The 14802-nt window shown below is 68.0% G+C and carries 10 protein-coding genes; 6 read left to right on the forward strand and 4 right to left on the reverse strand.

The genetic code is table 11. The features are described from left to right. Positions 1 to 111: 111 nt before the first annotated feature. On the reverse strand, positions 112 to 264 hold the full coding sequence (locus tag M5C96_RS00895) for a hypothetical protein (RefSeq protein WP_272566586.1): 153 nt from the start codon (positions 262 to 264) through the stop codon (positions 112 to 114). Between M5C96_RS00895 and mltA the strand changes: the two genes are divergently transcribed. The 3 genes from mltA to M5C96_RS00910 all read left to right on the forward strand — a co-directional run bounded on the left by mltA (position 263) and on the right by M5C96_RS00910 (position 4529). Continuing rightward, entirely contained in the window at positions 263 to 1423 is a 1161-nt protein-coding gene (mltA, locus tag M5C96_RS00900; RefSeq protein WP_442867349.1) for a murein transglycosylase A, read from the forward strand. The genes M5C96_RS00895 and mltA overlap by 2 nt on opposite strands. A 146-nt stretch (positions 1424 to 1569) precedes the next feature. Further along, entirely contained in the window at positions 1570 to 2769 is a 1200-nt protein-coding gene (locus M5C96_RS00905; RefSeq protein WP_272566587.1) for a hypothetical protein, read from the forward strand. A 545-nt stretch (positions 2770 to 3314) separates the two neighbouring features. Continuing rightward, entirely contained in the window at positions 3315 to 4529 is a 1215-nt protein-coding gene (locus M5C96_RS00910) for a hypothetical protein (protein ID WP_272566589.1), read from the forward strand. A gap of 32 nt (positions 4530 to 4561) precedes the next feature. Here the strand turns inward: M5C96_RS00910 and M5C96_RS00915 are convergent, their stop codons facing one another. From M5C96_RS00915 to M5C96_RS00925, 3 genes are all read right to left on the reverse strand, one after another. Continuing rightward, positions 4562 to 5572 carry a hypothetical protein gene (locus M5C96_RS00915; protein ID WP_272566591.1) on the reverse strand — a complete coding sequence of 337 codons (1011 nt, stop codon included), beginning with the start codon at positions 5570 to 5572 and terminating at the stop codon, positions 4562 to 4564. 475 nt (positions 5573 to 6047) lie between these two features. Next, entirely contained in the window at positions 6048 to 7766 is a 1719-nt protein-coding gene (locus M5C96_RS00920) for an MFS transporter (protein WP_272566593.1), read from the reverse strand. 137 nt (positions 7767 to 7903) lie between these two features. After that, a complete protein-coding gene (locus M5C96_RS00925; protein ID WP_272566594.1) occupies positions 7904 to 8404 on the reverse strand; it encodes an Lrp/AsnC family transcriptional regulator in 501 nt (166 codons plus the stop codon). A gap of 183 nt (positions 8405 to 8587) precedes the next feature. Between M5C96_RS00925 and M5C96_RS00930 the strand changes: the two genes are divergently transcribed. From M5C96_RS00930 to secD, 3 genes are all read left to right on the forward strand, one after another. After that, a complete protein-coding gene (locus M5C96_RS00930; RefSeq protein ID WP_272566595.1) occupies positions 8588 to 12196 on the forward strand; it encodes an indolepyruvate ferredoxin oxidoreductase family protein in 3609 nt (1202 codons plus the stop codon). Positions 12197 to 12481: 285 nt separating this feature from the next. Beyond that, positions 12482 to 12817, forward strand: coding sequence for a preprotein translocase subunit YajC (gene yajC, locus M5C96_RS00935; RefSeq protein WP_272566596.1), 336 nt, complete (start codon positions 12482 to 12484; stop codon positions 12815 to 12817). An 83-nt stretch (positions 12818 to 12900) separates the two neighbouring features. Next, positions 12901 to 14793 carry a protein translocase subunit SecD gene (gene secD, locus M5C96_RS00940; RefSeq protein WP_272566597.1) on the forward strand — a complete coding sequence of 631 codons (1893 nt, stop codon included), beginning with the start codon at positions 12901 to 12903 and terminating at the stop codon, positions 14791 to 14793. Positions 14794 to 14802: the final 9 nt, after the last annotated feature.

Below are 14802 nucleotides of genomic sequence, written 5' to 3' on the forward strand. Positions count from 1 at the left end.
TTCTGGCCAGGTCCCACGGTGGATCGGAGAACCGCTGGTTCACTCATTTTCTGACTCCCTTTTTGAATATTCTTGTTTTGCATTCCTGCCGCGCGCCGAGGCGGGTGGATGCTATTTTTTGGTGTCCGCGTCTTCTGGTTCCGAAGCCGGCGGTGGCGGCGCGGGCGGCGGCTCCCCCCCCTTGCGCCCCGAGAACATCGTCCACCACACAATGGCGACGAGAACGACCAGCGCCAGCAATGCTTCAAGCAAAATCAGCCCCATGAAATTCCGTCTCCTGCGCCTTGTGACAACGGCGCTGATTGTAGGAACCCTGGTGGCCTGCTCCACCACGCCCCTGCCGCCTTCCACGCCTTTGCCTCCCGGTGCCTCGCTGCCCGGCGTGCCGGGCGCCCCCCTGCCGCCCGAACCGCCCGGGCCGCTACCGCCCCCCATGGCGCAGCCGAAAAGCCGCTGGATACCGGTGCATTGGGCGGAGTTGCCCGGTTTTGCCGAAGATTCCCTGCACGAAGCCTGGAACGCCTGGATCAAGAACTGCGAGCGTCCCGCGCCGGCCTTCGCGCCGCTGTGCGGCGAGGTGCGCCGCCTGTCCATCACCAGCGCCGACGAGCAGCGCGCCTGGATGGTGGCGCGGCTGCAGCCCTACCGCATCGAGGCCGCCGACGGCGCGGTGGACGGCATGCTCACCGGCTACTACGAGCCCTATCTGGATGCGGCGCGCCAGCCCGGCAACGGCTTCAACGTGCCGCTGTACCGGCTGCCCGCGGGGTACGGCGCGCGCAAGCCCTGGTACACGCGCCAGCAGATCGACACGCTGCCCGAAGCGCAGGCGGCGCTGGCCGGCCGGGTCATCGCGTGGGTGCGCGATCCGGTCGAGGCGCTGGTGGTGCACATCCAGGGCTCGGGCCGGCTGCGGGTGCAGGAGGCCGATGGCACGGTGACGCTGCTGCGCGTGGCGTTCGCCGGCACCAACGACCAGCCCTACCAGAGCGTGGGCCGGTGGCTGCTGGACCAGGGCCTGGTGCGCGATGCGACCTGGCCCGGCATCCGCGCCTGGACGCTGCAGAACCCGCAGCGCGTGCAGGAGATGCTGTGGGCCAATCCGCGCTACGTGTTCTTCCGCGAGGAGCCGCTCAACGCCATGGATGCCGGCTTCGGGCCGAAGGGCGCGCAGGGCGTGGCCCTCACGCCCGGCCGCTCGATCGCGGTGGACCGCCAGAGCATTCCCTACGGCACGCCGGTGTGGCTAACCTCCACCGGCCCGCAGGTGCAGTTGCAGCGCCTGGTGATGGCGCAGGACACGGGCTCGGCCATCGTGGGCGCGGTGCGGGCCGATTATTTCGCGGGCTGGGGCCCGGAGGCGGGCGAACTGGCGGGGCGGCTCAAGCAGGGCCTGCGGCTCTGGGCGCTGTGGCCGCGCTGACACCCGCGCGTTCACGACGTTTCAGCACGTTTCAGCCGGCCCCCCCGCGGCCGGCCGGGAAGGCCCTCCACAATGGGGCGTGACAGGCCCTTCGTGGCCTGGCCAGGATGGTGGCCTCACCTTACCCAACTCCCAAGGAGAACCGCATGACCGCTGACCGATGGCTGCGCACTGCCGCGCATGGCACCCTTCCTTTGCTGGCCGCTCTGCTGGGCGCCTGTGCGCCCCTGGGCACGACGCACGCGCAGGCCCCCGCGGGGCCGGACCTGCGCGCCGACACCGCCGCCCGCTTCCTTGCCTTCGCCCCGGCCAGGAACCCGGAACCCGCGATGACCGACGCCCCCGCGCTGGCCTTCGGCGTGCGGGTGCCCGGCACGTCCGCCGCGGCGCCGTTCACCATGACGATGGACACCGGCTCGACCGGCGTCGTCGTCTCGGCCACCGACCTGCCCGGTTTCTCCGCGCAGGAGGCCGAGTCGGGCGTGAAGGGATGGGAGTTCCTGTCCAGCAGCAAGCGGCTGTGGATCGGCCGCTGGGTGCCGCGGGAACTGGTCTTTCGCGATCCCGCTGGGGGCGAGGTGGTGGCACGCGTGCCCGTGCTGGCGGTGCAGGAAGAGATCATCTGCCCCGGCTGGAGCGAAAAGGCCAACGTGCCCACCTGCGAAAAGCCCGAGAAGACCACCGCCCAGCCGCGCGGCATCGCCTACATGGGCGTGGGCTTCGGGCGCGAGCACGACGGCCAGCCGCAAGGCACGCCGGACAAGAACCCGCTGCTGAACATCGTTTCCATCGACGGCCAGCCCGTGGCGCCCGGCAGCATGCGCAGCGGTTTCATCGTGACGGCCAAGGGCGTGCACGTGGGCCTCACGCGCGCCAACAGCGCGGGCTTTTCTTACGTGAAGCTCCAGGGCCGCAGCCTGAACGCCGCGGGCCAGCCGGCCTCCAGCGACCCGCGCGACTGGCCCCAGGCGAGCATGGCCGTGTCGGTGAACGGCGCGGCCTCGCAGACGGGCGCGGTGCTGGTCGATACCGGCATCGCGCAGATGTACCTCACGGTGGCCAACCCGTCGGCACTGCCGACCACGGCCATTCCCAACCCGAGCCGCAAGGGCGCCATGGCCACGGGGCTGGTGGCCGGCACGTCGGTGCAGGTGTCGTTCCCCGACGATGCCGCGCCCGTGGCGCAGTACACCTTCCAGGTGGGAACGCTCCAGGCCCCCACGGCGGTGATCGTCACTCGTCCCTCGGAGCAGGCGTTCGTCAACACCGGCCGGCACCTGCTGCGCCAGCATGACGTGCTGTTCGATGCCGATGGCGGCTGGTTCGGGCTTCGCCGCAGCGAGTGACTCCGCGATGCCGGGTTCAAGCCTGGCGCGGACCGGTGCCAGTGGCGACACGCTGCATGTCGAATCGCAGCGGAAAGTAGTTCAGTTGGTGGCCTGATGCATCCCGGACCTCGTAGCGGACGTTGGGATTGCCGCTGAATGGCACATCCCAGCGGTCGTCAGCGTACTTCACCGGAACTGGGATGGCGCGGGCTCCCGCCTGCCAGGGCGTGGGGTGCATTCCCGCTGGACGACGCGCCGCGCTGCGACGTGTTGGGTGGGGCCTCTTCCTCCGCCGTGGCGCCTCGGGGGCTTTGTGTGTGGGACAGCTGGTTGAGCTTCATGGATCTCTTGCTTTGGCGATCCTGCCACCCACCGTCAGGCGGCAGTTTGCAGGTGAGGCCAGGATAAAGCGGGCGCCAGAACACGAAGCCGTGCCCACCGAAGCATTGCAAGGGCGTGCGAACCGATTCGCCCAGGCTGCAGTGGCCTGCGGGGTGCGGCACGGCCCGAAGGATCGTGTAGCCTGCATTTCCCATCAAACACTCGCCAGGCAAGGAGACCCCATGCCCATTCCGCTTCGCGCAGCGATCGCCTGTGCCGCCGCGCTGCTCGCCTGCGGTGCCGTGCCCGCGCAGGCGCCGTTGCCCACCGCCGCCGCGGCCACCGCCGGCCCCTCGCTGCGCCTGGGCACCGAATCGCGCTTCATCCGCCTCCATTCCCCGCCGGGAGAGGGCTGGTCCTCCCCCATGACGGACGCGCCGCGGCTGCGGTTCGAAGTCCGCATGCCGACGGACACCGGCGTGCTCGCGTCCCCCCGGCCCTTCATCGTCACCCTGGACACGGGCTCCACCGGCGTGGTGATTTCCGCGGTCGATCTACCCGGTTATTCGCGCAACGAGGAAGCGCGCCAGGCCAACGAAGGCTGGGAATACCGCTCCAGCAGCCGGCAACTGTTGATCGGCCACTGGGTGGTGCGCGACGTGGTGCTCAACAGCGGCTGGAACGAAGTGATTGCCCGGGTGCCCGTGCTCGCGGTCGAAAAGGAAATCATCTGCCCGCGCTGGGACCAGAAGGCCAACCGGCCCGAGTGCGAAAATCCCACGTACACCACGGAAAGCCCGGGCGGCATCGCCTACATGGGCGTGGGCTTCGGGCGCGAGCACGATGGCCAGCCGCAGGGCATGCCCGACAAGAATCCACTCCTCAACATCGCCGAGATTGGCGGAAACCCGGTCGCCCGGGGCGCGGTGCACGGAGGCTACATCGTGACGAAGTACGGCATCTATGTGGGCCTCGCGCCCGACAATGTCAGGGGCTTTCAGTCAGTGAAGCTGCAACCCGGCAGCCGACTCGCGAATGGCCAGCCGGCCTCCAACGATCCCCGCGACTGGCAGCAGACCACCATGGCTGTGTCGGTGGATGGCGGCGCGCCCCAAACCGGTCCCGTGCTGGTGGACACCGGCATCGCGCAGATGTACCTCACGGCCGCCGATCCGTCGGCCCTGCCCACGGCGCAGATCCCCAATCCCAGCCGTCGGGGCCAGCCGGTGACGGGCCTGAAGGACGGCACGCGGGTGCAGGTGATGTTCCCCGACGCGCAGGCGCCCGTGGCGCAGTACGACTTCCGCGTGGGGGATGCGGACGCGCCCCAGTCCGTGCTCGTGAACGCGCCGGGCCGCCCCGCCTTCGTGAACACCGGGCGCCACCTGTTGCGGCAGTTCGACCTGCTCTACGACGCCGAGGGCGGATGGTTCGGCCTGCGGCTCTCGCGCCGGTGAGCGCCTTGAAGGGGCGCTGAGCCGGCCCGCCCTCAGCGCCCCAACTGTTGGCCCAGTCCCGTGCGCTGCATGTCGAATCGCAGCGGAAAATCAGTCAGCTTTTGGCCGGATTCATCCTGGACCTCGTAGCGGACGTTGGGGTTGCCGCTGAACGGCACATCCCAGCGGTCTCTAGGGTCCTTCAGTTGGCTCGCGATGTCATCTTCGGGGTAGCGAAATTTTTGCTCAATGAACCGCTTTTGGATGGATTCCTCTTGGGTAAGCGCCTGCCGCCTCAGCGCGTCTTGGATATCCAGTGCTTCCGAAACTGTGCCAGCGGGTTTGGTGTGCTTGACACTGCCGCCTGCGGCGCCAAGTAATTCCCGGTGCATGGGAAGTGCGTCTTGAACAAGAGTCGGCGAGGCGAAAGGGGCCCATGGGTCCACCACGATGTCTTGCTCGGGGGTATGGCCTCGGATAACGACGAACACGTGACTTTCTGGGCCGCCGCCGATCAAATCGATCCTGGAATCCTTGAGCGTCGGGTTCTGGGAAAGAAGTTGATAAGTCAGGCTCGCGTGGGCATCGCAGTAGCCGCCCTGCCATTGGATTGCGACTGACGCACGGGCCGCTGGGCTGCCGCCGTAGGTAAACGACAGCGAGGAACGAAGAAAGCTGTCCCCTCCCGTCGCTGCAACGTCCTTCATTTGGTTGCCGGCACCCCCCGGGAGAAGCGCCTTCACCAAATCGATCACTTCCCGTGCCGATGCCAGGTTGGCGGCCACGGCGGGCGAGATCACGCGTAAGCGGGATGCTGTGTCCGGCATCTGTGTTTTGACGCCAGGATGTGTTGTGGAGAGTGCGTTGACTTGGTGCAACCGGTCAGATGAAAGCTCGATGAATTGGTCGGAGCGCAACAGCCCCGGGAGCAGTTCCTTTGCTGGAACCAAGACGGTGTTCTGGACATTATCGAACGTGATGTAGGTATCGAGCTGGTGAGGTTTTGCTGAAAGGGGGGACGCGCTATCTATTTGCTTGAGCAATGGGGTCGCGCCGTCGAGCAAGCGTCTCCTGGCGGCTTTGGCCTCGGAGATGTTGCCGTCGATCCAGGCCCTGGGCTCAGGCTCTGGGACCGACGCATGCGCTTTGCTTGACGAACCCCAACCCATGAATCCCCGCATGGTCCTGAGCGCGGAGGAGTGCGATGCCGAAGAGGGCTTGGACGGCAGGGTATCGCTGCGGGGGCGGATGCCGCTACCGGAGTTCGGATGGCGCGGGCTCCCGCCTGCCAGGGCGTGGGATGTATTCCCTATGGACGACGAGCCGCGCTGCGACGCGTTGGGGGTGGGTTCTTCCGGAGTGGTCGCCCCTCGGGGACTCTTGGTAGGGAGCAGATGGCTTAACTTCATGGATTCTTCCCGTGGCGAACCGCCATCCACAGTGGAGCGGCAATTTGGATGTGAAGCCAGGATAAAGAGAGCCTCAGGAAGCGGAGCTGTGCCAGCCGAAGCCTTTCAAGGGGTCGCGAACCGATCCGCTTCAGCGCTCCAGCTCGACCAGGTAGCGCGACACCACCGGCGGCGCCTCGGCAGTGTGGAAGGCCAGCTTGCGGTCGCGCAGCGCCACGTCGGAGGCCGTCACGCGGTCGAAGCGGCGCAAATGCTCGGTCCACGATTCGTCCACGATGCGCTCCACATAGCGAGACGGGTCGGCGATGTCGTGCTGCAGCTGCCAGTCGAGCGCGCCCTGGCGCAGGCGGCTGCGGCGGCTTTCCTGCATCAGCGCCCGGAATTCCGCCGCCCGCGCGGGGTCGATGTGGTATTCGATGGTGACCACTACGTGGCCGCGTTCGGGCGTGGTGGGTGCCACCGGCAGCTTGAAGGCGGTCGAGGGGCTCAGGTCTTCCTCCATGGTGCGGTCCACCACCCAGCGCTGCACCAGGGCCATGGCGGCGGTGCCGGTGAGCGCGGCCAGCGCCAGGCTCATGTGGACGGTGGTGAGCGAGGCCACCTGGCCCCACAGGGCCGCGCCCGCCGCAGTGGCGCCCATGATGGCCATCTGGTAGATCGACATGCCGCGCGCGCGCACCCAATTGGGCAGCGCGAGCTGGGCCGACACGCTGAGCGAGTTGGCCGTGGTGATCCACGCCATGCCGCCCAGCACCATTGCCGGCACCGCCACGGATACGTTGGGCGCGATGGCGATCACGGCCGTGGAGGCAGCCTGCAGCAGCGCCCCGCGCGAGACCAGCGTGTCGCGCGACATGGCCTGGCGCAGGCGGGGCAGGAACAGCGCCGCCGCGATGGCCCCGGCGCCCATGGAGGCCAGCAGCAGGGTGAAGGTGCCGGCGCCGCCGCCCTCCAGGTCGCGGGCCAGGGGCAGCAGCGCCAGCAGCGCGGTGGCGTGCAGGAAGAAGACCGAGATGCGCCACAGCACGGCGCGCATGCGGGGCGACTCGCGCACGAACTGCACGCCGACCCGCATGGCGCTGGTGAGCCGCTCGCGCCCCAGCGGGCTGGGCACGTGCGTGCGGCGCCAACGCATGATGGTGAAGCCCGCCACCACCGACAGCAGCGCGTTGAGCACGAACACCCAGGCGCTGCCCGCGCCCGCGATGATGGCGCCGGCCAGCAGCGGCCCGATGATGCGCGAGGCGTTCATGGCCACGCCGTTGAGCGCCAGGGCCGCCGGCAGCTGCTGGCGGCTGACCAGTTCCGGCACGATGGCCGCGAACACCGGCCAGCGCATGGACAGGCCGATGCCGTTGGCGAAGGTCAGCGCGAGCAGCAGCGGCGCCGTCATGCCGCCCATCAGGATGGCCACGCACAGCACCAGCGCCACCACGGCCACCCAGAACTGCGTGGCGATGAAGTAGCGCCGCCGGTCCAGGATGTCGGCCAGCGCGCCGCTGGGCAGCCCCAGCAGGAACACGGGCAGGGTGGAGGCCGTCTGCACCAGCGCCACCAGCACGGGCGAGGTGGTGAGCGTGGTCATGAGCCATGCGGCCGCCACGTCGTTCATCCACATGCAGGTGTTGGCGGCCAGCCAGGTGAGCCAGAGCATGCGGAACACGGGCACCTGAAGCGGCGCGAATGGCGAGAGGCTGGCGCGCCGGGCGGCGTCCTGGTCCAGCCGGGCCGCCGCAGCGGCTTCGGCGGCGTGCGCCTGGCCCGCGGCGGCGGTGGCCGGGGGACTGTCGTCCAGGGGCGCTGACGGGGTGGGACGGGACGGGCTCTCGTGGGACGGCAAAGGGGGCATAGATGGTGTCGATTGTGCGCAGTGCGGGCGGTGCGTGCCGGGCGGGGCGCCGACGTCCCGGATGGCGGCGCGGAAAAGCGAGCAGACGGGCTGGAAGCCAAAAAGGCCCCCAGCACAATCGGTACTAAGGCATATTGCTATTGTTTTTGTAGCTTACTGCCCGCAGGCGCGAGGTGCGCCAGCGGCAGGGCGCCGCTGGCCTTGACCTCGCCCAACGAGAAGCTGGTGTGCATGTCCTTCACGTTCGGCAGGTTCAGCAGCACGTTGCGGGCGAAGTGCGAGAAGCTGTCCAGGTCGCGCGCCACCACCTGCAGCTCGAAGGTGCCGGTGCCGCTAATGTAGTGGCAGGCCACCACCTCGGGGATCTGGGCGATGGCGGCCTCCATCTCGCGCGTGAGGCCCCCGGTGCTGCGGTCGGCATCCAGCCGCACGAAGGCCAGCACGCCCAGGCCTATCTTGTGGCGGTCGATCTCGGCGTGGTAGCCCTTGATGAAGCCCGCCTCCTCCAGCGCGCGCACGCGGCGCCAGCAGGGTGCGGCCGACAGGCCCACCCGCTGGGCCAGCTCGGCATTGGTCAGCCGGGCATCGGCCTGCAGCTCGCCGAGGATCGCCAGGTCGAATTTGTCCAGAGTGTTCATCCCTGGATTATTTTGCGAAAGATCCTTTCTAAAACGAGGGTAAACACGGCATGAAAACGAAAGGACATATCCGGCCGTCCTGCCTACACTGCCCTGACAAGGCGGTGCGTCCGAGCCCAGGGCGCCCCGCTGAAAACCGCGCTCACGAGGCGACGGCCAACGACCCCACTGGAGATTCCCCCGATGAACGCCCCCCTGCCCGAGCACATCCGCCGCGCCATTGAAACGGTCACGCTCGAAGACAAATACGCCCTCGACCACGGCCGTGCCTTCATGAGCGGCGTACAGGCCCTGGTGCGCCTGCCCATGCTGCAGCGCCAGCGCGATGCGATCGCGGGCCTGAACACCGCGGGCTTCATCAGCGGCTACCGCGGCAGCCCGTTGGGCACCTACGACCAGGCGCTGTGGTCGGCCAAGAAGCATCTGGCCAAGAACCACATCGTGTTCCAGCCCGGCGTGAACGAAGAGCTGGGCGCCACCGCCGTGTGGGGCACGCAGCAGCTCGACCTGTACCCCACGACGAAGAAATACGACGGCGTGTTCGGCATCTGGTACGGCAAGGGCCCGGGCGTGGACCGGTGCTCGGACGTGTTCAAGCACGCCAACATGGCCGGCACCTCCAGGCACGGCGGCGTGATCGCCATCGCGGGCGACGACCACATCAGCAAGAGCAGCACGGCGCCCCACCAGAGCGACCACATCTTCAAGGCCTGCGGCCTGCCGGTGTTCTTCCCGAGCAGCGTGCAGGACATCCTGGACATGGGCCTGCACGCCTTCGCCATGAGCCGCTTTTCGGGCGTGTGGTCGGGCATGAAGACCATCCAGGAGGTGGTGGAGTCCTCCAGCAGCATCTCGGTGGACCCGGACCGGGTGAAGATCGTCATGCCCGAGGACTTCGCCATGCCGCCCGGCGGCCTGCACATCCGCTGGCCCGACGCGCCTTTGGCCCAGGAGGCGCGCCTCATGGACTACAAGTGGTATGCGGCGCTGGCGTACATCCGCGCCAACCGGCTGAACTACAACGTGATCCAGGGCCCGCACGGGGGAGCGGGGGACCGCTTCGGCATCATCGCGAGCGGCAAGGCGTACAACGACACGCGCCAGGCGCTCATCGACCTGGGGCTGGAGGACGACGTCTGCCGCCAGCTGGGCATCCGCCTGCACAAGGTGAACGTGGTGTGGCCGCTGGAGGCCACCATCACCCGCGACTTCGCGCAAGGTCTGCAGGAGATCCTGGTGGTGGAGGAAAAGCGCCAGGTCATCGAATACCAGATCAAGGAAGAACTCTACAACTGGCGCGCCGATGTGCGCCCCAACGTGCTGGGCAAGTTCGACGAGGGGGCGGGCGACACGGACCCGCAGGGGCCCTTCGGCGGTGGGGGCGGCGAGTGGAGCATGCCCAACCCGAGCCAGAACTGGCTGCTGCGCCCCAAGGCGGACTTGACGCCCGCCATCATCGCGCGCGCCATCGCCAAGCGCCTGAAGAAGCTGGGCGTGCCGGCCGACATCGTGGCCCGCATGGACGCGCGTCTGTCGGTGATCGATACGCGCGAGCGCGGCCTGGCCGAATCCAAGGTGGACACGGGCGACCGCACGCCGTGGTTCTGCAGCGGCTGCCCGCACAACACCAGCACCCGCGTGCCCGAAGGCTCGCGCGCGGTGGCCGGCATCGGCTGCCACTACATGGTCAACTGGATGCCCGACCGCAACACCTCCACCTTCACGCAGATGGGCGGCGAGGGCGTGACCTGGGTGGGCCAGCAGCCCTTCACCACGGAAAAGCACGTCTTCGCCAACCTGGGCGACGGCACCTACTTCCACAGCGGGCTGCTGGCCATCCGCCAGAGCATCGCGGCGGGCACCAACATCACCTACAAGGTGCTGTACAACGACGCCGTCGCCATGACCGGCGGCCAGCAGGTGGGCGAGCGGCCGGAAGGCCACTCGGTGCTGCAGATCATGGCCAGCCTGAAGGCCGAGGGCATCGCCAAGCTGGTGATCGTGACCGACGAGCCCGCCAAGTACGACGGGGTGGCGCTGGCCGAGGGCGTGACGGTGCACCACCGCGACGAGCTGGACCGCATCCAGCGCGAGTTCCGCGAGATCGCAGGCTGCACAGCCATCATCTACGACCAGACCTGCGCGACCGAAAAGCGCCGCCGCCGAAAGCGCGGCACGATGGCCACGCCCAACAAGACCGTGGTCATCAACGAGCTGGTGTGCGAGGGTTGCGGCGACTGCTCGGTGCAATCGAACTGCCTGTCGGTCGAACCGCTGGAGACCGAGTTCGGCCGCAAGCGCCGCATCAACCAGAGCACCTGCAACAAGGATTACTCGTGCGTGAAGGGCTTTTGCCCGAGCTTCGTCACCGTCGAGGGCGGCACGCTGAAAAAACCCAGGAAGGAAAAGAAGGGCGACCTCTCCGCGCTGCCCCCCATTCCCGAGCCGGTGCTGCCCGTGGCCGAGAGCGCCTGGGGCATCGTCGTGGCCGGCGTGGGCGGCACGGGCGTGATCACCATCGGCTCGCTGCTGGGCATGGCGGCGCACCTGGAAGGCAAGGGCGTCATCACGCAGGACGCGGCGGGCCTGGCGCAAAAGGGCGGTGCGACCTGGAGCCACATCCAGATCGCCAACCGGCCGGACGCCATCTACACCACCAAGGTGGACACGGCCAAGGCCGACCTCATCATCGGCTGCGACTCCATCGTCGCTTCGCACAAGACCACCATGGCCGCGATGCAGCTGGGGCGCACCTTCGTGGCGCTCAACACCCACGGCTCGCCCACCGCGTCGTTCGTGCACAACCCCGACTGGCAGTTTCCGGGCACCCACTGCGACACGGCTATCGCCTCCGCCGTGGGCGAGGAACTGCTGGCCAGCTTCGATGCCGAGGAAGTCGCCATGCAGATGCTGGGCGACAGCATCTACACCAACCCCCTGATGCTGGGCTACACCTGGCAAAAGGGCCGCGTGCCGCTGTCGCATGCCGCGCTCATGCGCGCCATGGAGCTGAACGGCGTGCAGGTGGACAACAACAAGGCCGCCTTCGAATGGGGCCGCCGCTGCGCCCATGACCTGGCCGCCGTGCAGGCCCTGTTCAAGGCCGCGCAGGTGATCCAGTTCGTCAAGAAGCCGGGCCTGGCGGAAGTGGTGGCCAAGCGCGAGCAGTTCCTCACGGGCTACCAGAACGCGGCCTATGCGGCCGAGTACAAGGCCTTCGTGGAGAAGGTGCAGGCCGCCGAGGCGCGCACCGGCGGCAAGGGCACGCGCTTGTCCGAGGCCGTGGCCCGCTACCTGTTCAAGCTCATGGCGTACAAGGACGAGTACGAGGTCGCGCGCCTGCACACCGACGCCGCATTCACCGCGAAGATCGAGGGCATGTTCGAAGGCGACTACAAGCTGGTGCACCACTTGGCGCCCCCGCTGACCGCGAAGAAAAACGACAAGGGCGAACTGCTCAAGCAGCCCTTCGGCCCGTGGATGCGCAAGGCCTTCGGCGTGCTCGCCAGGCTCAAGGGCCTGCGCGGCACGGCACTCGATCCGTTCGGCCGCACCGAGGAGCGCCGCACCGAGCGCGCCCTGATCGCCGAGTACCGCGCCTGCATCGACGAGCTGCTGGCTGGCCTGACCGCCGACAACCTGCCGCTGGCCGCCGACATCGCCCGCATTCCCGAGGACATCCGGGGCTACGGCCACGTGAAGGAGCGCCACCTGAAGGCTGCCCGCGCCAAGTGGGCGGTGCTGATGAACCAGTGGCGCCACCCGCAGGAGGTGCTGCGCCAGACGGCCTGAGGGGGCGAAAGCCCCTTTCCCCGGCATGTGAGGGGGAAATAAGGTGCTATTGAAAATATAGCAATATGCCATAGTGGTTATTGTGCTGGGCGGCGTTTTCATGCCCCATCGAAGGCCGGCCCTTGGGCCGGCCTTGCCACGCCAAGACCCCCGCGGACGCGGGTTTTGGCATGGGCTTTGCCAGGGGGCGCCGCATACAATCGCCTGTTGCCCTCCCGGCTGGCGCTGCGTCGCGCCGTGGGCGGGTGTCTGAAACGACCATCCATTTGAATGGAGCCTGTTGCCGTGTTTATCTCTTCCGCTTTCGCCCAGACCGCCCCTGCCGCCGCCGCCGGTGGCAGCGACATCATGTCCTCCCTGACGGGCATGCTCCCGCTGGTGCTGATGTTCGTGGTCCTGTACTTCGTCATGATCCGCCCCCAGATGAAGCGCCAGAAAGAGCATCGCAACATGATCGAGGCCATAGCCAAGGGCGATGAGGTGGCCACCGCCGGCGGCATCGTCGGCAAGGTCACGCGCCTGTCCGAAGGCTTCCTGCACATCGAGATCGCCTCCGGCGTGGAAGTGCAGATCCAGCGCAGCGCCGTGGCGCAGGTCCTGCCCAAGGGCACGGTCAAGTAAGTCCAAGCGATGGCGCGAGCCGTTCCGATCTGGCGGCCGGCCCTGCGGGCCTGCGCCGCGACCTGAGAGTTAAGAGCGCGATCATGAACCGTTACCCGGTCTGGAAGTACGCGATCCTCGTGATCGCGCTGCTGGTGGGGGCCCTGTACACCCTGCCCAATTTCTTTGGCGAGGCCCCTGCCGTGCAGGTGTCGTCGGCCAAGGCGACGCTGAAGGTCGATGCCGCCGTGCAGCGCCGCGTCGAAGAGGCCCTGAAGGCCGCGGGCGTCGTGCCCGATGCCGTGAGCTTCGATGGCAATTCGGTGCGCGCGCGCTTCGACTCGCCCGACAGCCAGCTCAAGGCCAAGGACGCGATCCAGAAGGCCCTGGTGCCCGATCCGGCCGACCCGCCGTACATCGTCGCGCTGAACCTCGTCTCGCGCTCCCCCGACTGGCTCAGCGCGCTGCATGCGCGCCCCATGTACCTGGGGCTGGACCTGCGCGGCGGCGTGCACTTCATGCTGCAGGTGGACATGCAGGCGGCCCTCACCAAGAAGGCCGAATCGCTCGCCGGCGACCTGCGCACCACGCTGCGCGACAAGAACATCCGCCACGGCGGCATCAGCCGCGACGGCCAGGCGGTGGACATCCGCCTGCGCGACGAGGCGACCGCCACGGCCACGCGCAACGTGATCACCGACCAGTTCCCCGACCTGGTGGCCACCAGCAGCCCCGACGGCCAGGGCGTGCGCGTGCGCGCCACCATCAAGCCCGAGGCGCTGCGCAAGGTGCAGGACCAGGCGCTCAAGCAGAACATGACCACGCTGCACAACCGGATCAACGAACTCGGCGTGGCCGAGCCCGTGATCCAGCAGCAGGGCCTGGACCGCATCGTGGTGCAGCTGCCCGGCGTGCAGGACACCGCCAAGGCCAAGGACATCCTGGGCCGCACGGCCACGCTGGAAGTGCGCATGGTCGACGAAAGCGCCGAGGCGCGTTCGGCCGAACTGGGCTCCGGCCCCGTGCCCTTCGGCGACGAAAAGTACCTGGACCGCAACGGCCAGTCCATCATCGTCAAGAAGCAGGTCATCCTCACGGGCGAGAACCTCACCGACGCGCAGCCCGGCTTCGACGGCCAGACGCAGGAGCCTACGGTCAACCTCACGCTCGACGCCAAGGGCGCCCGCATCTTCAAGGACATCACCCGCGAGAACGTGGGCAAGCGCATGGCCATCGTCCTGTTCGAAAAGGGCAAGGGCGAAGTGGTCACGGCCCCCGTGATCCGCAGCGAGATCAGCGGCGGCCGGGTACAGATCTCCGGACGCATGACCACGGCCGAGGCCAACGACACCTCGCTGCTGCTGCGCGCCGGCTCGCTGGCCGCGCCCATGGACATCATCGAGGAATACACCATCGGCCCGAGCCTGGGCGCCGACAACATCGAGCGCGGCATCCACAGCGTGGTGTGGGGCTTCGTGGCGATCTCGGTCTTCATGTGCATCTACTACGCGCTGTTCGGCGTGATCTCGTCCATCGCGCTGTCGGTGAACGTGCTGATGCTGCTGGCCATTCTGTCGATGCTGCAGGCCACACTGACCCTGCCCGGCATCGCCGCCATGGCGCTGGCGCTGGGCGTGGCCATCGACTCCAACGTGCTGATCAACGAGCGCATCCGCGAGGAACTGCGCGCCGGCGTGTCGCCGCAGGCTGCCATCCACGCGGGCTACGAGCGCGCCTGGGCGACGATCCTTGACTCGAACGTGACCACGCTGATCGCAGGTCTCGCGCTGCTGGCCTTCGGCTCCGGCCCGGTGCGCGGCTTCGCCGTGGTGCACTGCATCGGCATCCTGACCAGCATGTTCTCGGCCGTGTTCTTCTCGCGCGGCCTGGTCAACCTCTGGTATGGCCGCAAGAAAAAGCTCAAGAGCGTGTCCATCGGACAGGTGTGGAAGCCCGAACCCGACAGCACCACGTCCGCCGTGGTCAAGTCCAACTGAAGGAGAGGG

It is taken from the genome of Acidovorax sp. GBBC 1281, assembly GCF_028473645.1.
Taxonomy (GTDB): Bacteria; Pseudomonadota; Gammaproteobacteria; order Burkholderiales; family Burkholderiaceae_C; genus Paracidovorax.

What these genes read in the sequence shown, in the direction of transcription:
- M5C96_RS00905 (WP_272566587.1), top strand. Translation starts at nt 1,570, where the DNA reads ATGACCGCTGACCGATGGCTGCGCACTGCCGCGCATGGCACCCTTCCT.
- secD (WP_272566597.1), top strand. Translation starts at nt 12,901, where the DNA reads ATGAACCGTTACCCGGTCTGGAAGTACGCGATCCTCGTGATCGCGCTG.
- M5C96_RS00925 (WP_272566594.1), bottom strand. Translation starts at nt 8,404, where the DNA reads ATGAACACTCTGGACAAATTCGACCTGGCGATCCTCGGCGAGCTGCAG.
- M5C96_RS00930 (WP_272566595.1), top strand. Translation starts at nt 8,588, where the DNA reads ATGAACGCCCCCCTGCCCGAGCACATCCGCCGCGCCATTGAAACGGTC.
- mltA (WP_442867349.1), top strand. Translation starts at nt 263, where the DNA reads ATGAAATTCCGTCTCCTGCGCCTTGTGACAACGGCGCTGATTGTAGGA.
- M5C96_RS00910 (WP_272566589.1), top strand. Translation starts at nt 3,315, where the DNA reads ATGCCCATTCCGCTTCGCGCAGCGATCGCCTGTGCCGCCGCGCTGCTC.
- M5C96_RS00895 (WP_272566586.1), bottom strand. Translation starts at nt 264, where the DNA reads ATGGGGCTGATTTTGCTTGAAGCATTGCTGGCGCTGGTCGTTCTCGTC.
- M5C96_RS00920 (WP_272566593.1), bottom strand. Translation starts at nt 7,766, where the DNA reads ATGCCCCCTTTGCCGTCCCACGAGAGCCCGTCCCGTCCCACCCCGTCA.